We start from the raw sequence: 24,433 nt of genomic DNA, 5'->3' as shown, positions 1-24,433 counted from the left end.
AAAGAAGGGGCAGCTGCCCCTTCTTTTATAGGTATTTCTTTAGAACTCGTTTACCTTCATAGCTGAATAACACATGTTTTCCCTCAATATACGTTTCCATATGGACGAATCTTCCCCATAGCTGATAAAAGTAAGGCAATGTCCGCTCAAGATACGTCAAATCCAATTCGACACCTTCATAATGATGCTTCAAATAAAGCTCACCATTAGACATATAATCGCCGTCTGTTACGGTCAAATAAGGGAAACCTCCGTTTACCCGCATCGTAATCAGCTGATCGCGGACCGCTTCCCAGTCTTTGTCTGTGATTTTATATTCATTTCCTTGCTTCTGGAACAAGTACATATCTTCCCGGTGCACAAGGTCTTTTGTCAGGTAATTTCGCAGGAAGGATATATCCGATTCTATTTCCCGGACCTCGAACATTTTTTCCCTTCCGGAGCCTGGCTTCACACCATACCGTTTCATCTCTTCGGTCGGATTGTCAAACCGTTCTTCGATATCTTCAAAAATCTTAATACCAAGATAATAGGGATTGATTTGTGATGGAGACGGCTGCACGACACCAGCGTTGAGCTTTGCATACTCGATTGCTTCATCACTCGTCAAATCCATTTCTCGGAGAATACGAGCATGCCAGTACGAAGCCCAGCCTTCATTCATGATCTTTGTCTCAAGCTGGGGCCAGAAATACAGCATTTCCTCCCGCATCATTGTCAGTATATCCCGCTGCCAGTCTTCTAAGGTCCGGCTGTATTCCTCTATAAATAGAAGAATATCTTTTTCCGGACGAGGCGGGAATGCTTTTCGTTTCCTTTCTTTCTTATCTTTTGACTTTCCGCGATCAACAAACCAAAGATCATCATATTCCGTCGACTTTTCCGGACTTTCATCTGTCTCATCGTCATCAATATCCCAGCCGAGCTTCGGCCGCAGCAAGGATGGATCAATATGCTCCTGAATTGCCAGCACAGCATCGAGGAAATCCTCGACTTCCTTCTTGCCGAATTCTTTTTCATATGCAGCTATCCGTTCTGCTGTAGCTGCCATACTATCGACCATGTTACGGTTTGTATTTTGGAATCGAACATTATTTTTAAAGAAATCACAATGCGCAAGCACATGGGCCACAATCAATTTATTCTGAACAAGACTATTGGAATTTAACAAGAAGGCATAACAAGGATTGCTATTGATTACAAGCTCATAAATCTTGCTCAAACCAAGGTCATATTGCAGCTTCATTTTATGAAATTGCTTCCCGAAGCTCCAATGTGTGAATCTTGTCGGCATACCATAAGCACCGAATGTATAAATGATGTCAGCAGGACAAATTTCATAGCGCATCGGGTAGAAATCAAGGCCAAAGCCCTTTGCGATTTCCGTTATTTCCCCAATAGCCCTTTCCAATGCATGTGTATCGGATTGCAGCACGGGCTTTCTCCCCTTTGTACGTAATAGTACTCATACATATGCTGATAAGACAGAAAAAAGACACCCTTTCGGGTGTCTTTTTTCACTCGCTTGCTTTTTGATAGTAATAAACCAGCGTCTCCATTCCTTTATCAAAGCTTTCCAGCGGGAAGCTTTCATTCGGGGAATGCAATCTGTCCTCAGGTGTTCCGAAACCAAGCAGAACCACTGGCATTTGATAAACCGTATCAATCCATTCGACGACCGGAATCGATCCTCCCATACGAACGAAGACCGTTTCCTTACCGAAGGCCTGTGTCAGACTTTCCGCTGCTTTTTGGATCAGCGGATGATTCGGATCGACTTTGTATGCTTTTGCTTTGAAAGGTTCCGGTCTCACTTCCACACGAACGCCAGCAGGTGCATGTTTTTCGATGTGTGCCGTGATTTTCTCCACGATATCAACTGGATCCTGTCCAGGTACGAGACGGCTGGTGATCTTCGCTGTTGCCTCAGCCGGGATGATTGTTTTCGTACCTTCTCCTTGGTAACCGCCGTACATACCGTTGATTTCCAAGGTTGGACGAGCCATTGTATGTTCCTTGGCAGTGTAACCTTTTTCGGAAACCGCTTCCGGCACGCCTACTGTCTGAACAAAGTCTTCACCTGGTGCTTGCTCCATCAGTTTACGCTCTTCTTCAGGCAATTCCTCTACACCATCATAAAAACCTTCTACTTGAACGACTTCTTTTTCATCCTTCAAGGAACTTAGGATATGCGCCAATGCCTGAAGCGGATTACGGACAGCACCACCATACATACCGGAATGCAGATCGCGATCTGGTCCATACACAGAGAACTCAAGCGCAGCTGCACCTTTCAAGCCATAAAGCATAGTCGGCTGGCCTGCTTCGACCATCCCGGAATCGCTGATGATAGCGAAATCGGCTTGGAATTGCTCTGTCTGCTCATGCAGTACAGCATGCAGATTCGTACTTCCGATCTCTTCTTCTCCTTCGATACATACTTTTACATTGATCGGCAGCGCGCCTTCTGTTTTCATGAATGCTTCGAATACTGCCAGGTGCATGAATACCTGACCTTTGTCATCACTCACGCCTCGTGCATAGATCCGTCCGTTGCGTTCTGTCGGCTCGAATGGCTCGCTGTCCCAAAGCGGAAGCGGATCTGCCGGCTGCACATCATAATGTCCGTAGAAAAGTGCAGTCGGTTTATCCGGACCTGCACCAAGCCATTCACCTGTTACGATAGGATGACGCTCTGTTTCTTGGATGGTCACTTTATCGAAGCCGATTTCTTTCAAATAGTCAGCCGTAAAGGCGGCTGTCTTTGCAACATCTTCCTTGTATGCACTATCTGTGCTGATACTGGGAATCCGAAGATATGTATAAAGCTTCTCCAGCAATTTCTCCCGATTTTCCTGTAAATAAGCGACAACTTGATTCGTCATTTGCGCCACCCTTTCCTTTCTTACTAGTGTAGCATAAATCGGCTGATTCTTGTTTAGCTTGTACCTGCTGGTGGAAACTAAATAGAAATACACAGTCACGTCAGGAGGAGAACAATGGGTAATGTATTGATTGTCGCAACCAACCACGACAGCCTGAAACAGACACCCCACACAACAGGACTCTGGTTCAGTGAACTGACGAATTTTTACGATAAACTAAAGACACGTCATGTCATGACGGTTGTCAGTCCAAAGGGCGGAAATATACCAATAGATCATCGCAGTCTTACAGGGCTGTTCAAAAGCCATAAGCTGCGGAAATATTACCGGGCTCCGGGGTTTAGGAGATTATTGGAGAACAGCCTGTCCCCGAAAGAAGTGAATGCGGCCGATTATGATGCCATTTATTTCACTGGAGGTCACGGGACAATGTGGGACTTCCCTGAAAATAAGGAGCTGCAGCAGTTGACTAGGGAAATCTATGAAAACGGAGGAATTGTTGCCGCCGTTTGTCACGGCCCTGCTGCATTGCTGAATGTGAAGCTGTCTGACGGGACTTACTTATTGCAAGATAAGACAGTCACTGGTTATTCCGACCGCGAAGAAACTGCTAGCCTGAATAAACACGAAATTCCTTATAGCTTGGAAGAGCAGCTTAAAATACGCGCACTTACCTACCACAAATCAAAAGTGCCTTTCAAAGGACATGTAGAAGCAGACGACAGACTGATCACCGGACAGAATCCAGCCAGTGTCAAAGATGTAGCGAAAGCAGTCATCAAGCGAATTGAACAAAAAGATTTTGAAGAAAACCCTCGTTCTTTCCGCGCTGTGCTGCGAATTTCAGAGGAAGAACAAATTTTAAGAAGAAAGCCAGCTCCGTAAACGGAGCTGGCTTTTTATCAATCTTCCATTGCTTGCTTCAAGTCTTCGATCAAATCTTCACTATCCTCGATACCAACACTGATTCGTATCAAACCATCCGTAATACCCAATTCTGCTCTGCGTTCCTGCGGAATGGATGCATGCGTCATTTTAGCAGGAAGGGATATGAGGCTTTCGACTGCTCCGAGGCTTTCTGCCAAGACGAAATATTTCGTTTTACGCAGGACTTGATCTGCTTTTTCACCACTGCCGACATCAAAGGATATCATACCGCCAAAGCCCTCTGCTTGGCTTGCAGCAATATCGTGTCCTTTATGCTCAGGCAGACCAGGGTAATAAATCGTACTCACTCCTGGATGAGCTTTCAAGAAGTCGACTAGCTTAACACTATTTTTCTCTATAGCTTCCATGCGGATACCAAGTGTCTTGATTCCGCGAAGAAGCAGCCAGCTGTCTTGCGGTCCAAGAACAGCACCAGCAGAGTTCTGGATAAAGTGCAGCTCATCAGCAAGTTTGTCATCATTTACGACAACGAGCCCTGACACGACATCGCTATGACCGCCAATATATTTCGTTGCACTGTGAAGTACGATATCTGCTCCCAAATCAAGCGGATTCTGCCAGTAAGGTGTTGCGAACGTATTATCGACAATCAGCAGAACGTCATGTTTCTTCGCGATTTCCGCCATCTTTTTGATATCAGTAATTTTCAATAATGGATTGGTCGGTGTCTCGACATAAATGGCTTTTGTTTCTGGTTTGATTGCCTGCTCAACCGCTTCCGGCGAACTGGTATCTACAAATGTGTGTCCAAGCTGATAGCGATTCAGTACTTTTGTCGCTAAACGGTAGCTTCCGCCATACACATCGTCAGTCATGACAACATGGCTGCCTGCTTCAAAAAGCATCATCACAGAAGTGATGGCCGCCATACCGGAACTGAATGCAAAGCCTCTTTTACCGTTTTCCAAAGCTGCAATTGTTTCTTCCAATGCATGCCTTGTCGGATTCCCTGTACGGGAATATTCATAGCCTGTGTGTTCACCAGGTCCTGGCTGTTTGTACGTACTTACCTGGTAAATAGGCACACTAACCGCGCCCGTTTTTTCGTCCGATGTAATTCCACCGTGAATCATTTTTGTTTTCCGTCTCATCGTAATCCTCCTTGGTAGATCTGCTGGCTGAGGTAGCGCTCACTGCTGTCAGGGAAGATGGTCACAATCGTCGTCCCTGGCTTAGCATGCTCTGCTTCTTTAAGTGCTGCAGTGAAAGCAGATCCGGAAGAACTGCCGACAAGCAGCCCTTCTTTGGCAGCCAGCTCTTTTACGTAATAAAATGCATCATCATCTGAAATTGTATGAATTGCATCAAAATATGCTGTATCCATATAATCAGGTAAAAACTCCATGCCTATACCTTCTGTACGGTGTGATCCTGGAGCACCACCGTTCAGGATCGAACCCTCCGGCTCAACAATGACTGTCTTCACTTCAGGATTCTGATCCTTCAAGTAACGCGCTGTACCCATGAACGTTCCGCCTGTGCCGCCACCAGCTACAAAGATATCCACTTTACCTTCAAGGTCACGCCATATTTCCGGACCAAGCGTCTTATAGTAAGTCTCTGGGTTAGCAGGGTTAGCAAATTGCTGCGGGCAATAGCTGTCAGGGATTTCATCCAGCAGCTCTTTTGCCTTTTTAATTGCTCCTGTCATCCCTTCGGATGTCGGTGTATTGATTACCTTTGCCCCAAGCGCCCGCATCAGCTCCTGTTTTTCCTGGCTGAATTTCTCTGGTACGCAGAAGATTACGGAAACCCTGCGTTTCAAGGCAGCCAGTGCAATACCAATACCGGTATTACCCGCTGTCGGTTCAATGATCGTACCGTTTTCCTTCAGTTTCCCTGTCCGAAACGCCTCATCGATCAAATTGACACCAAGCCGATCCTTCACACTGCCACCAGGGTTATAAAACTCCAGTTTCGCAAATAAACGAACTCCCTCCGGAAGAGAAAAGTTCGTTATTTGTACAATAGGTGTATTCCCAATCAGTTCGTGTACTGAATTGTAAACAGCCATTTTCTCCCTCTATTCAGCGAAAACTTGACGCCATTCATCTTTTTTAGCAAGCATTTCTTTCGCGATCTCCTGTGCACCCTCAAGACTATGGTTAGCTGCCCAGCCGCATTGCACTTCATTGCAAGCAGGCACTTCTGTTGCATCGAGCACATCTTGCAATGTTTTTTCCAAAGCGACGAGGATGTCGTCATAGCTGTCATTATTCAAAATGGAAACATAGAAACCTGTTTGGCAGCCCATTGGACCGATATCAAGGATATTGTCGATATTATTGCGGATATTCTCAGCCATTAAATGCTCCAAGGAATGCAGACCTGGCATTTCCATATACTCTTTGTTAGGTTGCTTGAAGCGGATGTCGTATTTGTATACTTTGTCTTGTGCTCCCTCTGTTGTGCCGACTAAGCGGACATATGGTGCAGCAACTTTAGTATGATCAAGGTTGAAGCTTTCTACGTTCATTTTCTTTGTCATGATTGTCTCTCCCCTTACGCTTTTTCTGCTGTGATCAAATAGACGAAGCGGTTCATTTGCTTAAATGTAACATGAAATCCGTGCGTTTGGAAAATGTTACGAAGCACTTGCATCGTCGTATAATATTCGGTTGTTAAATCCTGGACAAGTCTGTCATATCCCTTATCCTTTTCTTCCTGAATTAGCTGGTCACGACCTTCTTCACTTGAGAATACCGTATCAGCAAATATTACTTTTCCGCCTGCTGGAAGCAGCTGTGCATATTTCGTAATTGCCTGCTCCTTCTCCTCATCTGTCAGATGGTGGAATGCCCACGTACTTACGATGGCAGAAACCTCATGATCAGGCTGCGGAAAGGAGAGAAAATCACCGTCTACTATCTGAAGCTGCGGGAATTTCCGGGATGCATGCTCGCGCATCTCTTTGGAAGGTTCAATTCCAGTTACATTCAAACCTTTAGCTAACAGCTTTTCAGAAAGGTTTCCTGTTCCGACACCGAACTCCAGTGTGTTTCCTTCTGCAGCATCCGCGACAGTTTGCAGGATTTCATTGTATTTATCAAACACTTCTTTATATTGTGGATCCTGGCCAGTAACCGTATCATCATACGTCTCTGCCCATTCATCGAACATATCGATAAATTCGCGGCCCATTTCATCACCTCAAGTGTAATATCTCAAATATCCAAGTAAACTAATAAGGATTATCATGTTTATGACAGAAGAATACCATAGTACCTCAGTTTATTCAATGAAAAAATACGATGCCAGTCATAAATTCCACTTTTTAGGAATACAAAGTCAACAACTATAAAAATAGTGGAAAAGTTACAAATTCATACTATATAATAAGATGGAGAGGAGTGGTCGTCATGATCGATCTGCGTAGTGATACGGTCACCAAGCCATCAGAAGCGATGCGAAAAGCTGCTTATGAAGCAGAAGTCGGAGATGATGTCTATGGAGAGGATCCAGCTGTAAATGAGCTAGAGGAAACGGTTGCCGATTTACTTGGAAAGGAAGCCGCACTATTCGTGCCAAGCGGTACTCAGGGGAATCAAATCGCAGTACTTTCTCATTGCAACCCTGGTAATGAAATCATCTTGGAAGAGGAATCCCATATTTTTCTCTATGAAGGAGCTGCTACATCCATTTTTGCAGGTGTGCAGACACGTACACTGAAAGGGGAACGCGGGGCGATATGCCCGGAGGGATTAGCTGCTGCTATCCGCAAGGACGATATCCATTTTCCGGAAACAGGCTTGATTTGTCTGGAGAATACGCATAATAAAGCAGGCGGAGCCGTCATCCCGATCGAGAATATGATGGTGATTGCCCAAATAGCCCGTGAACATCGAATTCCGATTCACTTGGATGGTGCACGTTTGTTCAATGCATCCGTCGCTTCCGGTATTAGTGTGGCAAAATATGCGCAGCTGACCGATACTGTCCAGGTTTGTTTGTCCAAGGGCTTAGGAGCGCCTGTCGGTTCTGTTCTGGCAGGATCTGAAGTGTTCATTGCTAAAGCTAAGAAATGGAGAAAACGTCTTGGAGGCGGCATGCGCCAAGCCGGCATATTAGCAGCACCTGGCCTTGTCGCCCTGCGCGAAAATGTCGAACGTCTCGCAGACGACCACGAGAGTGCTAAGCTATTGGCAGATGGCCTAGCTGAAATTGACGGTATTGAAATAATGAATAAGGTTGAAACGAATATCGTGCTTGCAGATGTGCAAGGTACCGGTATGACAGCAGATGCTTATGTTCAGCTGCTCAAGGAACAGCAAGTATTGGCAAATGCTTTCGGTCCTTACAGTGTTCGTTTTGTCACACATTATGACGTTGGTAAAGGTGCGATAAAGAAAGCTTTGGCAGTTGCTTCATCTCTTTCGAAACAGCCAAATTAAAAAGAGGCTCCCGTGTGGGAGCCTCTTTTTTATCTTTCGTTATTAGGGAAGACACGATTTAGCATATTGCCGAATTCTAAGAAGAAGCCTTTTACTGGCTGACCTTCATCAATTTTGTTGTTGTAGTCTTCTGCCATTCCCAAAAAGTCTGGATCTGCGGATACATATACATTATCGATATCTTCATCGACTGATTTAACTGCTTTTTCCACATCTTTTTTCATCTTGTCTGTTACTTCATTATTGTTGTTATTACCAGTAGCTGTGTTGCCCATTCCGTTGTTGCCTGTGTTACCGTTATTTCCGTTATTATCATTGTTTCCATTAATACCGTTATTACCATTGTTACCGTTATTGTTATCGTCCTTCATATCGACAGCTACATAAGCATTGTTATCCGTTGTAAATACATACGCTCTATCTACACCTTCAACTTCTTCCACTTTTCTTGCTACGTCATCTGCAACCTGGTAACGCGGCTGTTGGTCATCACCATTTTTCTGGCGATCATCCCCATCTCTTGTATTGTCAGTATTACGGTCGACTAAATTATTGTCCGTATTATTGAATCTAGTCGGTTCTACATTGCCCATGCCAGTGTCATTGTTATTATCGTCATTCTGACAAGCTGTAAGCGTAATCGCAGCAAGGGCAGCCATGCTGATTAATTTCCATTTTTTCATTGGTGTTTCCTCCTTTGATTTGCCATACTGCGCTTAGTATGTACGGTTTTTTTCACCCTATACAAAGGAGGCAACAGTGCTGCTTATATCTGCCAGCAATGTTCCTGCTGATTGGAGAGATACTATCTATACCCTGACAGGAAGGGGATAGCGCAATGAAAGTCCAGGATTACGAAAAAGCACTGCTATTCACAATTTGGGGACAGTGGGATGATCTGCTTGTCCTCATGGTACGCACAAAGGATGATATGCTTTCCAAGCGGATTGAAATCTTTTTGCACGCCTTTCATTATCCCTCCGAACAGCACGCAGTCGTGAAATCACACGAAGAGCTGATTCAATATATCGATCATGCACTAGGTCATACAACTCTGTATGCTTTGGATATGTAAAATAGACTCGAGCATTATGCTCGAGTCTATTTATTGGTCTTCAGGCGTTTCACTCTCCAGATTCTTGAACTTTAATTCGAAGAGATCTTTGCGGCGATCATGCAAATGACGTACAGTACCAGTCTTCCGCTGGCGCTGCAATATCTCCAAATCAACATCACCAACAACAACTGTCTCAATATTCGGCGGACACTCTCCAACAATTCCATCACGCGCAAATTCAAAATCAGAAGGTGTGAAAATTCCAGACTGAGCATATTGAATATCCATATTTTCTACTTGAGTCAAGTTGCCAACCGTTCCTGCGATGACAGTATACACTTGGTTTTCAACTGCACGGGCCTGTGCACAGTAGCGAACTCGCAAGTAGCCTTGTCGATCATCCGTACAGAATGGTACAAAAATGATATTCGCACCTTGATCTACTGCATAGCGTGCAAGCTCTGGAAATTCGATATCATAGCAAATTTGGATTGCAATTCGGCCGCAATCTGTATCAAATACTTTTACTGTGTCCCCAGGCTGGATTCCCCACCATTTTCTCTCATTCGGTGTAACATGTATTTTATATTGCTTCTCAATTGTGCCATCCCGGCGGAAAAGATAGGCAATATTATATATATGCTCGTCCTCTTCCACAAAGTGCGAGCCTCCGACAATATTGACATTGTAGCGGACAGCCAGACTAGTGAATAGCTCGATATACTGCTCCGTAAATTCAGATAGTTTACGGACTGCTTTAGAAGGTACTTTTTCTTCAAGGAAGCTCATGAGCTGGGTTGTGAAGATTTCGGGAAATACAGCAAAGTCAGATCCAAAATCATAGGCGACGTCAACATAATATTCGACTTGCCTTGCAAACTCCTCAAACGATTCGATTTGCTTCATCATATATTGAATAACCGTGATCCGCACCGGATAAGACGTTTTGAAATGACGTTTCGTTTTTGCATGATATTCAATGTTATTCCACTCCATTAAGGTAGCGAAAGTTGCGGATTGCTTGTCATCAGGCAAATAATCACGATTAATCCGCATCACGCGAAATCCGTTCATCATTTGGAAAGTAAGTACGGGATCATAGATATTCTGTGATTCCACTTCCTCCACATACTCCCGTGGTGTCATTTCATCCTTGTACTTATGATAATTTGGGATTCTTCCGCCGATGATGATGCTTTTCAAATTCATCTCTGCGGCCAGTTCCCTTCTCGCTTCATAAAGGCGCTTCCCAATCTTCATGCCACGATAATCCGGATGCACCATGACCTCAATGCCATACAAATTGAAACCATCCGGGTTATGGTTTGTGATATATCCTTCATCCGTGATGTCATCCCACGTATGTCGATCATCGTATTCATCAAAATTGACAATCAAACTGGAACAACTGCCAATGATCTTACCGTCAACTTCCACACAGAATTGGCCTTCTGGGAATATATCGATATGACTTTTCAAATGGCTCTTTTTCCACGGCTCCATGCCTGGGAAGCACACTTTCTGCATGTCCAGGATTTGATCAATATCTGCTTCCGTAATATTACGTAAAACAACCTTTTTCTCAAACTGCGACAAATCAAGTTCAGACATAGTAGGTATCCTCTCTATTCAGCAAAGTTCACTATTGTTTTTACCCTTCCTGATATACATGTAGTCCTATTATGAGCTAAAAGCCTGTCTAAAATCGATACTTCCCGGCACAGATTACCTACTTCATCCTAAAAAGGTTTAGTTGTCGTCATGATTTCCATGTCTTTCATCATCACGTGGATCTCTTTTATCATCATTATCTCGTTCATTTCCTTGCTCTCTCGCAGAGGAATGTTTAGTTTCTTCGGATTTATTTCGATGATTATCTTTTTCATTTTCTTTTTGTCTATTCGACTCTTCTTTTTCCATCTGCTTTTCTTTCGCTTTGAATTCCTTCTGAGCTTCCCTCAACTGCTTCTCAGCTTCTTTTGCTCGCTTTCTTTCATCCTTGGATGGCTTAGCTGCTTCTTTTGCTTTTTGTTTATCTTCCTTCATTGCTTCTCTTGAACGCACAGCTTCTTCGTTCTTTTTTTGTTCACTTACTGCTTTTAGCGGTTTGGCTTCTGCCTGTTCTGCCTTTGCTTTCACTATATCTGCTTGTTGATCCGCTTTCTCCCTCTTTTCAGCGGATTCTGCCACAGCATGTGCAGACTGTGAATCAGGGTCCTCACTTGTCTGAAGGGAAGTCTCTTCTGCTTCTGCTCCATCTTCTTCCACATCATTTTTATAAAAATCTTTAATAATAGCTGAATCTGATTGTGTAAGAGCAGGTACAGACTTAGATGAGTCTTCATCCAGGATGGACTCTGCCATAATTTCATTCATGGATTTTTGCTCGTCCTGGGCTGTTTCACGTACCCTATCAGGTACTTGGTAGGAAGCAATATGTAATGTCTCGTTGAAACCAATGATCGAACCTTCTAAGATATTGGTCAGCTGTTTGTCCTCTTGCTTGGTATGAATATAATTCACACCAATAATAATACTTTCCGAGTCAGCTAAAAGACCTAAGTCACTCGATATACGCAAAATACTGGCCGCGACCGTCTTAACATCCTCACCTTGCCAATCATCCAAATTAGCGAGGACTGTTTTCGCGTCTTCGTTCAAAGCTGCCACAGAGACGACATCCATACGATTATTCACTTTCAATTCAATGCTCGGATTGAAATCCAAACTGACGTAGGCATATGCTTTGTTGCCGTTGTACCAGGAATAAACCGGAAATAAAGCCAGAACAAATACAAGCACCAATACGGCAACCCGCATGAAATTTTTCATGGAAGGTGTCCAATGCCTAATTCTTGTTCTCCGAACCAGTTCCTGTGCACTAAATTCGACTTCTTGCCCGATCTCTGCCTGCCCTTGCGCGTTGATTTCCAGGAATGTGCCTTCACTGGTCAACACAATCGTGCTCCGGCGGCTTTGTTTCACGACGACTCCTCTCTTCACTAACTCACCCCCTTCATGTAGTCCTTCAGGTAGATATAATCCTCGCTCAGTATAACGAAAATAGCGAGAATATACTTCCTGTTCCTTTCCAACGTCTTCTTACTAACTGTTACCTTTTCCACTAGCTGCTTAATCGGGATTTTCTTTTTTCTTATCACATAATCCCGCAACTCATGATCTTGATGAAGAATCTTAGCTGCTTCGATGGCCGATTCCCTCGCATCACGATGCTTTGGCGCAACACGGATCAGCTCCTGAAAGGATAGCTTGTATTCCTTCAGTTTCCTATCGTACTCCTCGATTTCAGCACGACGATACCATGCTTCCGTTTCCTGATTATAAGCTGTCTGGGCAGCTTCAGCTTCCCGCGGATTCTCGCTGTCATCTTCATACAGCTCATCGAGCGAAGCAGCCGGAAGGCGGATCCGTTCATGTCTGATATAGTCGATCGTCTTTCGTTTTATCACAAGCTTGGCAAACGAAAGGAACGAGCTTCCTTTGTCATCTGCATACGCAAGCATCGCTTCATTGAAAGCAGAAAGGCCAATGCTGAATTCTTCATCCTTGGTAGGATCGATAAATCTGCGGCATACCTCGGAAACAGATTTCGCAATAAAAGGCTGATAGCTCTCAATCAGCTGATTTTGCATATCGGTATTCCCGGCCTGCACTTGTTTGATTTGTTCTTCTAATTTTCCGCGGTTAGGATCATTAGACTGGCGTAGATACAAGACCTATCACCTCCAGCCTTCTATATTTTTCGTAACATAATTGTAATTTTCGGGTGTAACATGCTAATTTCATTTGTAAATTTCGTATAAGTTCATTCGTAATTTTTTTATATGACATATGGCTTACTCCAATACTTAACCAATATGCCTATCATACAACACCCAGAGTGAAGGGTGCTTCTCAAAATAATTACAAAAAAATTAAATCTCTGCAACAATAACCCCCATAAAAAAGCCGTCCTGTTAAACAGGACGGCTTTTTTTAACCGGCAGAACGTTTGATGCCGCTCTGTTGCATTAAATACATCTGATAATATTGTCCCTTTTTCTCCAATAGGGACATATGATTGCCTTGTTCCAATATCTCCCCGTGATCCAGGACAAAAATCTGGTCAGCATGCATAATCGTCGAAAGCCGATGCGCAATAACCAATGTCGTTCTGCCCTGTTTGAGTACATCCAAAGCCCGTTGGATAATCGCTTCTGTTTCCGTATCGATATTGGCTGTTGCTTCATCAAGGATTAGGATAGAAGGATTGAAAGCCAAAGCCCTCGCAAAGGAAACCAGCTGGCGCTCTCCCATAGAAAGTGTGGAACCGCCTTCCTTGACCGGTTCATCATACTGTTTTGGAAGCTTGGAGATGAATTGGTCCGCTCCTACTGCTTGCAATGCCTGGATTGCCATTTCCCGAGAAATATCCGGATTGTTCATCGTCACATTCGTCAAAATAGTACCGGTAAAAAGGAATGGATCCTGCAGTACAATTCCCATACTGCTGCGAACCTGCTGGCGTGACATTTCTTTTGTATCGACTCCATCGATCGTTATTTTACCCTTTTGATGATCATAAAACCGGAATAGTAAATTCATGATAGAACTTTTCCCAGAACCAGTATGACCAACAAAAGCTGCTGTCTGGCCGCTTTTCACTTGGAAGCTAAGATTCTTTAAGACATAATCTTTATCATTATATGCAAAGCTGACATGATCGAATTCGATCTCTCCACGGTTTTTCTCCCGTTTAGCCTCCAAATCCACATCTTCACCCGGCTGATCAAGCAGCTGGAATACCCGGGAAGCGGCAACACGGGCCTGCTCAAGAAGCGGCAGCTGGTTCACTGCATCTGTAACCGGATTAAACAAGCGGTTCAAGTAATCTACAAAGGCATACAGTACACCTACGGTAACGATTGAGCCTCCTGTTGCGGCAGCACCGCCGAAATACCAGATGAATGCAACAAAAGCTAAATTACGAAGCACTGTCACTAAGTTATGCGAGGTTAAGGCGCTAAGCTTCATCAGCTTACGCTGATAAGTAAAGTTCCGGGTATTAAGGACTTCGAATTCTGCTTTCGTTTCTTTTTCTCTGTTGAACGCCTGGATGATCGGCATCCCCTGTATCGATTCATTGATACTGCCGTTAATCTCACTTACTGTTTTTCGGACGACTTTATTATATTTAGTACCAAAATACTTATAAACTTTCATCCAAGCCCAGAAAATCGGAATGACGAGCAAACAGATAGCAGCAAGCCGGGCATTCAGGAAGAACATCGCAACGAAAATCCCGGCCATATACACGAAACTCGTAACGAAGGTTGCCAGAACCCTTTCATATAGATCACGGATTGCCTCCGTATCGTTTGTGATCCGAGCCACGATTGTACCTGCTGGCCGATCCACATAATAATTGATCGGAACACGCTGCGTATGGGCAAATATATCATTCCGCATCGTGCGGACAATTTTATTGGAAGCCTGCTGGAGCAGGAATGTCTTCCAAAACTGGAATATAGCTGCGATGAATAGAAGTGCTGCATAGACAATCAGAAGTATGATAATCGGCTGGAACTGCGGACTGAAAAATTCGTACAGCTCACCAGCTGATAGTCTCGCAGCTTCTGCTTCTTCAATCCCCACGGGACTTTCAACCGTGATTGTTCCATCCTCATATGATCTGGAACCATCCAAAGGCAAAACCGCATCCGTGAAATAAAAATGCCTGCCAATCTGAAGAATCGTTGCTTCACCGGCTGCATCTTCTTTCGTTTGTATTTCATCAGACCGGACATAAGTTTTTCCATCGTAATTTACAGTTTTATCGGTTTCATCTTCTACCTCATACCAAGTAGCTTCAATACCAAGGATATGGTGATCAATGATTCTTGCGGCTATTAAAGGACCCGCCAGCTCCAGTACCACTGCAATCAGCAAACAGACAAGACCGATACTGATCGTTTTTTTATTGCTTAAAGCGTATCGGAACAGTCTTCGTTCCGTTGTGTTTTTCTTCATGAGGAGATAACCTCCTTATCCTCTAGCTGCTGCAAGTAATACTGACTAGCATACCAGCCGTTTAAAGCCAAAAGTTCTTCATGCGTGCCCTGTTCTATGATTTTCCCCGCATCCAGCACAATAATCTGTTCTGCATGCTTAACAGCGGAAAGACGGTGAGCTGCAATGATTGTGGTTTTTTCCTGGCGCTCTTTCTTCAAATGTTCAATAATATTTGCCTCAGTCTTGCCATCGACCGCACTCATCGAATCATCGAGGATCAGCACTTCAGAATTTTTTATAAAAGCACGTGCAAGGGCTACGCGCTGCTTCTGGCCTCCAGAAAGCGTTACACCGCTCTCGCCAACCTTTGTATCCAGTCCTTCCGGCAGACTCTGAATATCTGTAAGAAAATGAGCGAGTTCCATCACGCGGAATATCTCTTCATCAGATGCATCATGTTTTCCATACCGGATGTTCTCTCTGATTGTTTTAGAGAAGAGAATTTGTTCCTGCGGCACATAACCGATCCAGCTGCGTGTCTTTTCCAATGTAAACTGATCGATCGGCGTACCTCCCAGAAGCAATCTGCCTTCTCCTGGCGGATATTGCCGAAGCAGCTGCTTGAACAGCGTCGATTTACCGGCACCAGTCTTACCGACAACACCAAGAGTTGTTCCCTGTTTGATTTCAAGGGTGATGTTCTGAAGGCGTTCTGTATCATTCCCTGGATAGCGGAAGCTAACGGAATCGAAAACGATATCCCCTGGCTTTTCCTTATCAGCAGGCTGTGAAGGATCTTTTACATCGGCAGGATAATCCAGTGTCGTATTGACACGGTCCAGGGAAGCATTGCCCCGCTGCAGGACATTGATCAGTTCCCCTACCGCAAACATCGGCCAAATCAGCATGCCTAGATACATATTGAATGACACTAAATTCCCTAGCGTGATTTCATTCCGGAAGACGAGCAAGGCGCCATAGCCGATGCCGATTGTATAGGAAAGCCCAACTAGGATTTTCATTGTCGGCTCGAACAACGCATCGATTTTAGCTACCTTGATATTCTTCTGATAGACATCCTCTGTCATATCCTGGAATCGTTTCTCATCTTGTTTTTCCTGAACGAACGCGCGGGTCACACGAATGCCGCGGATCGATTCCAACACTTCATTATTCAGGTTTCCGAAGGCTTCCTGAGCTTCTGTGAAGCGTTCATTGATTGCTTCCCCGTATTTATGCATCACGATTGCCATGATAGGCATCGGGATAAGAGCGACTAAAGTCAGCTCCCAGCTGATTGAAAATCCCATGATTCCAATGATCATCAGCATGAAGATGCTCGAGTCGACCAAGGTTAGCACCCCGAAACCGCTCGTCATATAAATGGCTCTTAAATCATTTGTACCTTGAGCCATCAGATCACCTACTTTTTTCTTATCAAAGAACGTAGGCGTCATACGGAAGAAATGTCCCATCAGCTTGGAACGCATCAACCGCTCCAGAATTGCGGAACCACTGAAAAGCGTGTAATCCCATACATAAGAAATGACGTAGTGTAAGACGATCAGCAAGAGAAATAAACCGATGACTTGCCAAAGCCTTTCTGTCGTCAAAGAGTTATAGTTAATCTCATCGATGGTCTGGCCGATCAGCATCGGCGGAATCAACCCGATCAGACTTGCAATAATAAGAGCGATAATTGCAATCGTATATCGCTTCCAATATTTCAGGAAGAACCAATCCAGCTTTTTCAATACATCAAACATACTTTCCCCAACCTTCTCTCACGAATTTGTCTCAGTCGTTCAGCTAGCCATCATCATTCCAATCTTCTTCCCATGGTCTTGTTTGAACGTTCAGCATAAGCTTTCCTCCTTGTTTTCTTGTTATGATAAAAAGCCGAACAGGAAATCCAGCTTGTATCAACAACTCGTTGAATTTGCGCATAAAAAAAACGCGCACGCCCGCAGACGTACACGTTCTCAGAAGTAAGCAGCAAGCGATATGCGGCAGACTCCGTCCAGATAAAGTTATCCCTGAAAAGATTCCGAACAAAGGAGGAGATGCCCACTATGAAATTGGCTGATAAAAACTATTTTCCGATTATTCATTTTGGGCTCCTCCTTTCAATTGTTATTTTATGCATAATAAGTATATACATACCGGTTTAAAAAGGTCAACGATATTTTCAAACAATTTGAGCAATAAGCAATAGATAAACATTTGTCCTTATGTGGTAAACTAAAGAAGATAACTAAAAAAAGGAGTGTCACGATCTATGTTATTAGATGACATCTTGGCTCATAACCAAAAATTCGTAGAAGACAAAGCATATGCACAGTATGAAACGGACAAGTTTCCTTCCAAAAAAGCTGTCATTCTAACTTGTATGGATGCCCGCTTGCTGGAATTGCTGCCTAAAGCAGTCAATTTGAAGAATGGAGATGCAAAAATCATTCAGAATGCTGGCGCAATGCTCGTTGACACTTCTGACAGTGCCATGAAAAGTATCTTAGTAGCAATCCATGCCTTAAAAGGCGAAGAAGTCTTCGTAATCGGCCACAAAGACTGCGGTATGCACCATTTGCATGGCTCTGATATGCTGGAACAGATCGGTAAGCAAGGTGGAGATGTTGAGACATACTTACGTCAATCATCCAGCGAAGATATTGCAAGTACATGGTTCGATGGATTTAACAGCGTGGAGGAATCTGTAGAAAGCAGTGCATCCTTGATTGCAAATCATCCATTGCTTCCTAAACAGGTACCAGTACATGCGCTCGTAATCGATCCAGCAACTGGAGAATTGACTGTCATCCGCAACGGATACGAAAAAACCAACTGACATTTTGTCAGTTGGTTTTTTTTGAATGTTCTTTTATGATTTCAATTACACGTTGTTTCGCTTCTTGACTTTCATAATGACTCATATTTCGCAGTATTTCATTTTTATGTTCCTTGAGATCCTGTAAATGCTGAATCAAAGAGGCACTTGTCAGCTCTTCTTCTTCCAGTACATCTGCATAGCCTTGTTTTTTAAAGGAGCTTGCATTAAGCAGCTGATCGCCCCGGCTCGCTTTACGAGATAAAGGTACCAAAAGCATCGGCTTACGCAGTGCCAAGAATTCGAATATGGCATTTGAACCTGCACGTGACAAGACAAAATCGGAAGCGGCGAACAAATCATTCAGCCCTTCGTTCACATATTCAAATTGTACGTATCCATCGCGCTTGATTGTATCATCCATTTGATTCTTACCGCAGATGTGTACAATTTGGAATTCTTTTAGCAGCGTATCCAAGCTGGAACGAACGGCTTCATTTATCACTTGGGAACCACCGCTTCCTCCCATTATGAACAGCACTGCTTTATCAGGAGAAAAACCAAGCTGTTCTAAACCAACCCGGCGATTACCCTGAATCAGTTCGTCCCGTACAACTGCTCCAACCCATTCTGCTTTCTTGGCAGATACATGTGATACTGTTTCTGCAAATGTCGTCACGATTTTCTTCGCGAATGGCATTGCCAGCTTATTCGCAAGACCTGGTGTGATATCTGATTCATGAATGACTGCCGGAATATGACGCAGCCAAGATGCAAACAAGACAGGAACGGAAACGAATCCACCTTTGGAGAAAATCACATGTGGTTTCACTTTCCCCATGATTCGATACGCCTGCATTGTTCCTTTCATCACTTTAAAAGGATCTTTGAAATTCTCTTTAGACATGTACCTTCTCAGTTTTCCTGTTGAGATACTATGATAGGTCACGCCTTCCATCGGTTCAATGAGGTCACGCTCTATTCCATTCTTTGAACCAATGTAATCGATCTTCCACCCTTCTTGCCTGAATACAGGAATCAAGGCCACGTTCACGATTACATGGCCGGCAGTGCCGCCCCCCGTAAATAGAATCCGTTTTTCCTTCATGTTGTAAATCCTTCCCTTTCCCATTAAAAGCACTTCTCTATTTAATATATCTGTAATTTATTTGTAATGTAAACGAAACATTTAATCGCCTATTCTATCCTAAAGGATATTTTAGAAAAAAGAAAGGGCTTTTTGGCATATGACCAATATATGCTTTTTCGATCTGATTTTTTCCTGAAAACAGAAAAAAACAGCAGTGAAAAACTGCTGTTCAAACGGAAATTTCTGTCTCTTCGTTCGAGAAGAAGCGCTGCATGGCGTAGAAAACATCCGTTTTCTTCCGCAGCACATAATACCGGAATTTCGGATGATCCATCTTACGGAAAATCTGCATAAGCGTGGAATGACGATTATACTGGTTGACTTCTCCGTAGCCGAACATACTTGATTTCTCGATCAGCTGATTGATCAGTCCAACGCAGCGGCTGTTATCAGATGTAAGGTTGTCGCCATCTGAAAAATGGAATGGGTAAATATTATAAGCTGACGGTGGATATTTCTCATCTATTAACTGCAAGGCCTTTCTGTAAGCCGAGGAACAGATCGTCCCGCCGCTCTCCCCTTTAGAGAAAAAGGACTCTTCATCGACAACATTCGCCTCTGTATGATGGGCAATGAATTCAATTTCCACTGTTTCGTATTTCGTCCGCAGGAATCTTGTCATCCAAAAGAAGAAGCTTCTTGCCACATACTTTTCCCAATTTCCCATACTGCCGCTCGTATCAAGCATGGCAAGTACCACTGCCTTCGAATCCGGTTTTTCAATCGCATCCCAGGTTTTGTAGCGTACATCCTCCGGATAAATCGGAGCAAATGCTGCAGTACCGCTTAAAGCATTGCGTTTGAATGCCTCCAGCATCGTCCGTTTCTTGTCGATATTACCGACAAGTCCTGTCTTGCGAATATCATGAAACGCAATATCCGTCACAATCATCTGCTGTTCATCTTTTTGCTCCAAATTCGGCAGCTCCAGCTGACTGTAGAAATTCTCTTCCAGTTCCTCAAAAGATACTTCTGCTTCGTAATAGTCCTGACCAGGCTGGTCCCCTGCTTCTCCCTGACCTTTACCTGGCGCCTTCTGCTGGCCGCCGGCACGCCCAAGCACATCGCCTACTTTACTATCGCCTTTTCCTTGGCCCGCATGCTTATTCTTGTCTTGGCTATAGCGGATCTTGTATTCATCCAATGATCTAATCGGTATCTTGATCAGATCTTTCCCATTAGACATGATAATATTTTCTTCTGTGATCAAATCGGGCAGCTTGTTCTTCAATACTTCCTGGACCTTCTCCTGATGCCGCTTCTGATCATCATATCCTTTTCGATGGAGGGACCAGTCTTCTTCTGACACTGCAAAATGATTGGAATCACTCATTCGCCAGCCTCCTTAAGATAATTAGTCTATCTTATGCGGGAGTACTGGTATTGATTAAACAAACTATAGAAAAGTGTTAAATTATCTGAAAATTCCGCGTGAACGGATATTTACAGTCACATGAGGAACAATTTTTATTTCTTTGAAATCCTTTTCCCAATCAAGCTTTTCCCAGTGTGACGGATAATGACCATATATGCTTCGGCCGATTCCGAACACATCGCTATTCGCATCTTGGATTATTTTGATTGTTTCATTTGCTTGGTCAGTCAATGCCTGTTCCAGGTTTTTTTTGACTTCAGGTAAATCTTTCAAAGCAAGATGATCCTGTGGGTACTCTTGAATCATTACGGTTAGATTCAATGTTATATCGGTCCTTACTTTGTTCTGCTTATCTGGCTTCGACTTGATTTTACTGGAAAAATCCTCAATATTAATGGTCGTATAGTTATCTGGTTCCGGCTTCTTTCCATCAAATATTTTGGTAGTAATACGAGCTACTTTACCTTTAACCTTCTTCATCAATAAAAAGAGCGTCGTATGTTCGAAAGGAATATCCTTCCCCGTATAACTTGATTTATGGAACAGCGCTAACCCTTCATAAGACACCGTTTTTCCCCCGTCCCCGACTTGTAAGAGCGGTAAGCTGAAGTCTTCCCCCTCTTCATAAAGTTCGGAACCGATCGCTTGCAAACTGGTCTCAAGAGTATTTGTTGTTTCTACTTCCGATTCGACGATACCTTCTATATATTCACTCGGACGCGTCTCGGATTTAGGAACTACTTTCAGCGCTTGTTCTGCATTACCCTTCACTACCACTGGTACCACATCAAGATGCATCCTCGGATCGCGGTAATAGGCATCCACATATGGATAGATGTCTTGTCGGGCAAGCTTATCTCCAAAAAGAACAACATCAAGCTGTGTCGGACTATACGTCGATGATAACCGTCTATCGATGTTCGTTCTTGCTTCCGAGGGAGTATTTCCGGTTGCCGTTAGAAATTGGGTTGATTCCTGTCCCGGTCCTTGTGCGCTATTCTGTACATTCGGTATGAGTATGGTATTCGTATAAACACCATCCTCTGTCAAATCATAGGCAGCAGAAATGCCCATCTTCACTTCCTTGAATTCCCTGGTATCCCAGCAGCCAGACAATATAAGCGTGCAGCTTAGCAGTATCATAGTCAGCTTTTTCATTGTGCTGCCCCCTTTTTCTTATCCTTTCGGCGAAAGAAAGATAGAAGGAATAGTAAAATCGGAATATATATGGTGAAGTATTCTGTAATTAAATCCTGGAAATTAATGATATTTCTGATATGCTTCTCATTTAGTCCTCCCCAGTAGGAAACAGCAAGAACGATGATGGAAGCTGTATATACATTCAGCATCTTCTTCTTCGGCTTCGGTATTTTAGCGAAAGCCCTTTCTGCACCATACAGATACGCTGCAAAAGCTGTCATTGCGAAAACAGTCCACATGGTAAGCACAAAGATATCGATTCTTGTAATAATGACAGAATCCGCAGTTCGAAGCATATAAAGAACAGGCTGTGACACATGTTCAATCTGATCTGATCCAAAATGCGCAAAGGAAACGATGACTGTATACAGGTAGAATAGGAGCACAAGTAAGTTTGCGCCGATCAATGTCCGCTTTTTTTGTTTTAAATCGCCCTTTGCATAAGGAACAAACAGCAATAACAGCACATAACTGCTAAACGAATAAATCGTGACTCGTATCCCTTCCATATAGCCTGAAAAGGAGGCCTGACCGAACGGCAGCATGTAAATGAACTTTGCATCCACAAAACCGAATAGAAACAATGCGGAAATAATAAACAAAATAACCGCGAAAAAGGTGAATACCTTGGCAATGACAGTTAATCCACCTGAAATAGTATAGAGCGCACTAACGAGCAATAGCACATAGAGTACCAGGATCGGTGTTTCCGGTAGCAGCCACTCGTTGATCAGTTCCCCGTAAGACGTCAGAAGGTATATCGCAACAACAAGAAAATAAACATAATATCCGAATCCGGCTACATTGCCTAACGGCTTCCCAAAACTGCTTCTTAGAATATCGAACAAACCTTCACCAGGATAACGGTTGCTGATATGCAACACCATTATTACGAAGACAGTGGAAATCACACCACCGATTAGTAGAGGAATCCAGCCATCCGCCCCAGCTGCTTTATGCAGTACTGTGGACAGATTCAAAATATCGACGCCAATTTGACTTTGAATAAAGATATAAGCAAGTTGGGACAAGGTGATTTTCTGCTTCGTATCACTTACTGCCATTTTCATCACTCAGTTCATTGGACTTGTATGGACGCGGTGATCCTAATTGCTCTGGGCGGCGCTTCATTAAAAATTGCGGAACACGAATTACTGTATCTTTTAAATCCCGGAACTGGATAGGTGTAAAGTAGCTGAGTCCCAACGATTCCATCCGGCAAAGATGGATCAGAACCATCAGTAAACCAAAAGCAATCCCGATAAAACCAAGAACAGAGCTCAGGATGATCAGCGGAAATGTCAGTATCCTTAGCGAATCACTCATTTCATTCGATGGCACAACAAAGGAAGCCAGAGAAGTGAGGGCAATGACGATGACCATCAAATTGGATACCAATCCAGCTGTCACAATCGCATCACCGATAACAAGACCACCGACAATACCAATTGTAGAGCCGATAGGGGATGGCAGCCTGATACCGGATTCCCGTATCAGTTCGATGACGATTACCATCAGAACTGCTTCTACAATTGGCGGATAAGCAATATCCCGAATAGCACCCAGTACAGGTGAAATAAGTGCTTCCGGAATCACTTCAAAATGAAAGCCGACTACTGCTATATAGAAAGAAGGCAGTGTTATAGCCAAAATAAAACTGAACAAGCGAATTAAACGAATATAAGTTGCTACGAGCCAGCGTGTGTTATAATCATCCGGCGATTGATAAAAGGCAAAGAAAGTAACCGGAGCAATTAGACATGTAGGATTGTTGGCAAAAAGAATCGCAATTCTGCCTTCCATCAATTGTGCAACAGTTTTATCGGGTCTTTCCGTACTCAAAAATTGCGGAAAGATACTATACGTGCGATCTTCAATATATTCACTGAAGGCCCCAGCACTCAATAGTGCATCACTGCTGATATTTTTCACCCTTTTTTCCAGTTCCTTCACTACATCTGGATTTACTATGCCCTCCACATAGACCAAGGCAATTTCAGATTCTGTGTAATCGCCAACCGTCTGCTTTTTTATCGTCAGGCTCCTATGCTGAATACGGCGGCGAATGAGATTGATATTCTGCTTGATATCTTCATTGAAACCATCATGCGATCCTTTGATAACCTTTTCGTTCATCGGCTCCATGATAGCCCGGGTCACATTTTGCTGAACATTGAAGAAGTAGCATGTAGCATCCCCTTCTATTAAATAGACAGCTTTACCTTCCAAAAGTGCAGAAACGGCTTTATTGAGATCTTCACTTTCTTCCCGATCTCTAACTCTTTGAATATTCCCATCCATTTCCATTAGCGGTACGAATATATATCGTTGTATTTTATCCGGATCTGTAATGTCATCCAAGTAAACCAACGCTTGTTTATTGCCTGGAAGCAGCCGTACTTTTAGATCAGCCGAATTCTTCATCTCTTCCTGGATATAACGGATGTTTTTCTCTAGTGATACTGTGGATTGATGCGGCGGCATCTTGTCTTCACGTATGACTTTTTCTTGTACTGGCTGGTTCTTCTTCTGTTTGAAAAAACCCATGGCGACGCACCTTTCCAGTTTCATTTTTGTTAGTTTGTGCAGGT

At 43.5% G+C, this 24,433-nt stretch carries 21 protein-coding genes; 4 read left to right on the top strand and 17 right to left on the bottom strand.

From position 1 onward, the window contains the following. Window positions 1–25: 25 nt before the first annotated feature. Complete coding sequence (locus tag ACH6C1_RS12075; RefSeq protein ID WP_374077398.1) at window positions 26–1,435, bottom strand: SpoVR family protein; 1,410 nt, start codon at window positions 1,433–1,435, stop codon at window positions 26–28. 82 nt (window positions 1,436–1,517) lie between these two features. Continuing rightward, window positions 1,518–2,885, bottom strand: coding sequence for a dipeptidase (locus tag ACH6C1_RS12070; RefSeq protein WP_374077396.1), 1,368 nt, complete (start codon window positions 2,883–2,885; stop codon window positions 1,518–1,520). A gap of 114 nt (window positions 2,886–2,999) precedes the next feature. Here ACH6C1_RS12070 and ACH6C1_RS12065 point away from each other — a divergent pair, with 114 nt between their 5' ends. After that, window positions 3,000–3,770: a type 1 glutamine amidotransferase domain-containing protein gene (locus tag ACH6C1_RS12065; RefSeq protein ID WP_374077394.1), complete on the top strand. Its 771-nt coding sequence runs from the start codon at window positions 3,000–3,002 to the stop codon at window positions 3,768–3,770. Between the two features lie 17 nt (window positions 3,771–3,787). On the opposite strand, the gene ACH6C1_RS12060 is transcribed toward ACH6C1_RS12065, so the two are convergent. Genes ACH6C1_RS12060 through ACH6C1_RS12045 form a run of 4 tightly spaced genes read right to left on the bottom strand, consistent with a single transcriptional unit; the run spans window position 3,788 to window position 6,974 of the window. Continuing rightward, window positions 3,788–4,924, bottom strand: coding sequence for a bifunctional cystathionine gamma-lyase/homocysteine desulfhydrase (locus tag ACH6C1_RS12060; protein WP_374077392.1), 1,137 nt, complete (start codon window positions 4,922–4,924; stop codon window positions 3,788–3,790). After that, window positions 4,921–5,847 (bottom strand): PLP-dependent cysteine synthase family protein, encoded by a 927-nt coding sequence (locus ACH6C1_RS12055; RefSeq protein ID WP_095223717.1) that lies wholly within the window; start codon window positions 5,845–5,847, stop codon window positions 4,921–4,923. Before ACH6C1_RS12055 ends, ACH6C1_RS12060 begins: the two co-directional genes overlap by 4 nt. 9 nt (window positions 5,848–5,856) lie before the next feature. Next, window positions 5,857–6,321 carry an S-ribosylhomocysteine lyase gene (locus ACH6C1_RS12050; RefSeq protein WP_374077390.1) on the bottom strand — a complete coding sequence of 155 codons (465 nt, stop codon included), beginning with the start codon at window positions 6,319–6,321 and terminating at the stop codon, window positions 5,857–5,859. 14 nt (window positions 6,322–6,335) lie between these two features. Beyond that, window positions 6,336–6,974, bottom strand: coding sequence for a class I SAM-dependent DNA methyltransferase (locus ACH6C1_RS12045; protein ID WP_366249217.1), 639 nt, complete (start codon window positions 6,972–6,974; stop codon window positions 6,336–6,338). 218 nt (window positions 6,975–7,192) lie between these two features. Here ACH6C1_RS12045 and ltaE point away from each other — a divergent pair, with 218 nt between their 5' ends. Further along, on the top strand, window positions 7,193–8,224 hold the full coding sequence (gene ltaE, locus ACH6C1_RS12040; protein ID WP_374077388.1) for a low-specificity L-threonine aldolase: 1,032 nt from the start codon (window positions 7,193–7,195) through the stop codon (window positions 8,222–8,224). 29 nt (window positions 8,225–8,253) lie between these two features. On the opposite strand, the gene ACH6C1_RS12035 is transcribed toward ltaE, so the two are convergent. Beyond that, window positions 8,254–8,907, bottom strand: a complete 654-nt coding sequence (locus ACH6C1_RS12035; protein ID WP_374077386.1) for a YhcN/YlaJ family sporulation lipoprotein — start codon at window positions 8,905–8,907, stop codon at window positions 8,254–8,256. Between the two features lie 155 nt (window positions 8,908–9,062). Here ACH6C1_RS12035 and ACH6C1_RS12030 point away from each other — a divergent pair, with 155 nt between their 5' ends. Next, complete coding sequence (locus tag ACH6C1_RS12030; protein WP_374077384.1) at window positions 9,063–9,299, top strand: YhdB family protein; 237 nt, start codon at window positions 9,063–9,065, stop codon at window positions 9,297–9,299. Between the two features lie 30 nt (window positions 9,300–9,329). Here ACH6C1_RS12030 and ACH6C1_RS12025 read toward each other — a convergent pair whose 3' ends face one another. From ACH6C1_RS12025 to ACH6C1_RS12005, 5 genes are all read right to left on the bottom strand, one after another. Further along, window positions 9,330–10,892 carry a GNAT family N-acetyltransferase gene (locus tag ACH6C1_RS12025; RefSeq protein ID WP_374077382.1) on the bottom strand — a complete coding sequence of 521 codons (1,563 nt, stop codon included), beginning with the start codon at window positions 10,890–10,892 and terminating at the stop codon, window positions 9,330–9,332. A 138-nt stretch (window positions 10,893–11,030) separates the two neighbouring features. Further along, window positions 11,031–12,284 carry an anti-sigma-I factor RsgI family protein gene (locus ACH6C1_RS12020; protein ID WP_374077380.1) on the bottom strand — a complete coding sequence of 418 codons (1,254 nt, stop codon included), beginning with the start codon at window positions 12,282–12,284 and terminating at the stop codon, window positions 11,031–11,033. After that, entirely contained in the window at window positions 12,284–13,015 is a 732-nt protein-coding gene (gene sigI, locus ACH6C1_RS12015; RefSeq protein WP_286160771.1) for an RNA polymerase sigma-I factor, read from the bottom strand. The genes ACH6C1_RS12020 and sigI overlap by 1 nt, the downstream gene beginning before the upstream one ends. Before the next feature lie 262 nt (window positions 13,016–13,277). Next, entirely contained in the window at window positions 13,278–15,311 is a 2,034-nt protein-coding gene (locus ACH6C1_RS12010) for an ABC transporter ATP-binding protein (RefSeq protein ID WP_374077377.1), read from the bottom strand. Beyond that, window positions 15,308–17,059 (bottom strand): ABC transporter ATP-binding protein, encoded by a 1,752-nt coding sequence (locus tag ACH6C1_RS12005; protein ID WP_374077375.1) that lies wholly within the window; start codon window positions 17,057–17,059, stop codon window positions 15,308–15,310. Before ACH6C1_RS12005 ends, ACH6C1_RS12010 begins: the two co-directional genes overlap by 4 nt. 512 nt (window positions 17,060–17,571) lie before the next feature. Here ACH6C1_RS12005 and ACH6C1_RS12000 point away from each other — a divergent pair. Continuing rightward, on the top strand, window positions 17,572–18,138 hold the full coding sequence (locus ACH6C1_RS12000; RefSeq protein ID WP_374077373.1) for a beta-class carbonic anhydrase: 567 nt from the start codon (window positions 17,572–17,574) through the stop codon (window positions 18,136–18,138). A 7-nt stretch (window positions 18,139–18,145) separates the two neighbouring features. Here ACH6C1_RS12000 and ACH6C1_RS11995 read toward each other — a convergent pair whose 3' ends face one another. The 5 genes from ACH6C1_RS11995 to ACH6C1_RS11975 all read right to left on the bottom strand — a co-directional run bounded on the left by ACH6C1_RS11995 (window position 18,146) and on the right by ACH6C1_RS11975 (window position 24,389). Next, window positions 18,146–19,225, bottom strand: coding sequence for an undecaprenyldiphospho-muramoylpentapeptide beta-N-acetylglucosaminyltransferase (locus tag ACH6C1_RS11995; RefSeq protein ID WP_374077371.1), 1,080 nt, complete (start codon window positions 19,223–19,225; stop codon window positions 18,146–18,148). 211 nt (window positions 19,226–19,436) lie between these two features. Beyond that, the gene (gene yhbH / locus ACH6C1_RS11990) at window positions 19,437–20,600 is read right to left on the bottom strand and encodes a sporulation protein YhbH (RefSeq protein ID WP_374077369.1); all 1,164 of its coding nucleotides are present in this window, start codon (window positions 20,598–20,600) and stop codon (window positions 19,437–19,439) included. 81 nt (window positions 20,601–20,681) lie between these two features. Then, window positions 20,682–21,800, bottom strand: a complete 1,119-nt coding sequence (locus tag ACH6C1_RS11985; protein WP_374077367.1) for a Ger(x)C family spore germination protein — start codon at window positions 21,798–21,800, stop codon at window positions 20,682–20,684. Continuing rightward, on the bottom strand, window positions 21,797–22,906 hold the full coding sequence (locus ACH6C1_RS11980; RefSeq protein ID WP_374077366.1) for a GerAB/ArcD/ProY family transporter: 1,110 nt from the start codon (window positions 22,904–22,906) through the stop codon (window positions 21,797–21,799). The genes ACH6C1_RS11985 and ACH6C1_RS11980 overlap by 4 nt, the downstream gene beginning before the upstream one ends. Then, window positions 22,893–24,389, bottom strand: a complete 1,497-nt coding sequence (locus ACH6C1_RS11975) for a spore germination protein (RefSeq protein WP_374077364.1) — start codon at window positions 24,387–24,389, stop codon at window positions 22,893–22,895. Before ACH6C1_RS11975 ends, ACH6C1_RS11980 begins: the two co-directional genes overlap by 14 nt. Window positions 24,390–24,433 lie beyond the last annotated feature (44 nt).

The sequence above is a fragment of the Terribacillus sp. JSM ZJ617 genome (genome assembly GCF_044383785.1).
Classification (GTDB): domain Bacteria; phylum Bacillota; class Bacilli; order Bacillales; family Amphibacillaceae; genus Terribacillus.
Note: the sequence above shows the minus strand (reverse complement) of the source record. Positions and strands in the feature narration are given on the sequence as shown.

Coding starts and splice junctions, on each gene's coding strand:
- ACH6C1_RS11980 (WP_374077366.1), bottom strand. CDS start 22,906: ATGGCAGTAAGTGATACGAAGCAGAAAATCACCTTGTCCCAACTTGCT.
- ACH6C1_RS12000 (WP_374077373.1), top strand. CDS start 17,572: ATGTTATTAGATGACATCTTGGCTCATAACCAAAAATTCGTAGAAGAC.
- ACH6C1_RS11985 (WP_374077367.1), bottom strand. CDS start 21,800: ATGAAAAAGCTGACTATGATACTGCTAAGCTGCACGCTTATATTGTCT.
- ACH6C1_RS12070 (WP_374077396.1), bottom strand. CDS start 2,885: ATGACGAATCAAGTTGTCGCTTATTTACAGGAAAATCGGGAGAAATTG.
- ACH6C1_RS12065 (WP_374077394.1), top strand. CDS start 3,000: ATGGGTAATGTATTGATTGTCGCAACCAACCACGACAGCCTGAAACAG.
- ACH6C1_RS12045 (WP_366249217.1), bottom strand. CDS start 6,974: ATGGGCCGCGAATTTATCGATATGTTCGATGAATGGGCAGAGACGTAT.
- ACH6C1_RS12060 (WP_374077392.1), bottom strand. CDS start 4,924: ATGAGACGGAAAACAAAAATGATTCACGGTGGAATTACATCGGACGAA.
- ACH6C1_RS12035 (WP_374077386.1), bottom strand. CDS start 8,907: ATGAAAAAATGGAAATTAATCAGCATGGCTGCCCTTGCTGCGATTACG.
- yhbH (WP_374077369.1), bottom strand. CDS start 20,600: ATGAGTGATTCCAATCATTTTGCAGTGTCAGAAGAAGACTGGTCCCTC.
- ACH6C1_RS12010 (WP_374077377.1), bottom strand. CDS start 15,311: ATGAAGAAAAACACAACGGAACGAAGACTGTTCCGATACGCTTTAAGC.
- ACH6C1_RS11995 (WP_374077371.1), bottom strand. CDS start 19,225: ATGAAGGAAAAACGGATTCTATTTACGGGGGGCGGCACTGCCGGCCAT.
- ltaE (WP_374077388.1), top strand. CDS start 7,193: ATGATCGATCTGCGTAGTGATACGGTCACCAAGCCATCAGAAGCGATG.
- ACH6C1_RS12055 (WP_095223717.1), bottom strand. CDS start 5,847: ATGGCTGTTTACAATTCAGTACACGAACTGATTGGGAATACACCTATT.
- ACH6C1_RS11975 (WP_374077364.1), bottom strand. CDS start 24,389: ATGGGTTTTTTCAAACAGAAGAAGAACCAGCCAGTACAAGAAAAAGTC.
- ACH6C1_RS12050 (WP_374077390.1), bottom strand. CDS start 6,321: ATGACAAAGAAAATGAACGTAGAAAGCTTCAACCTTGATCATACTAAA.
- ACH6C1_RS12025 (WP_374077382.1), bottom strand. CDS start 10,892: ATGTCTGAACTTGATTTGTCGCAGTTTGAGAAAAAGGTTGTTTTACGT.
- ACH6C1_RS12030 (WP_374077384.1), top strand. CDS start 9,063: ATGAAAGTCCAGGATTACGAAAAAGCACTGCTATTCACAATTTGGGGA.
- ACH6C1_RS12005 (WP_374077375.1), bottom strand. CDS start 17,059: ATGTTTGATGTATTGAAAAAGCTGGATTGGTTCTTCCTGAAATATTGG.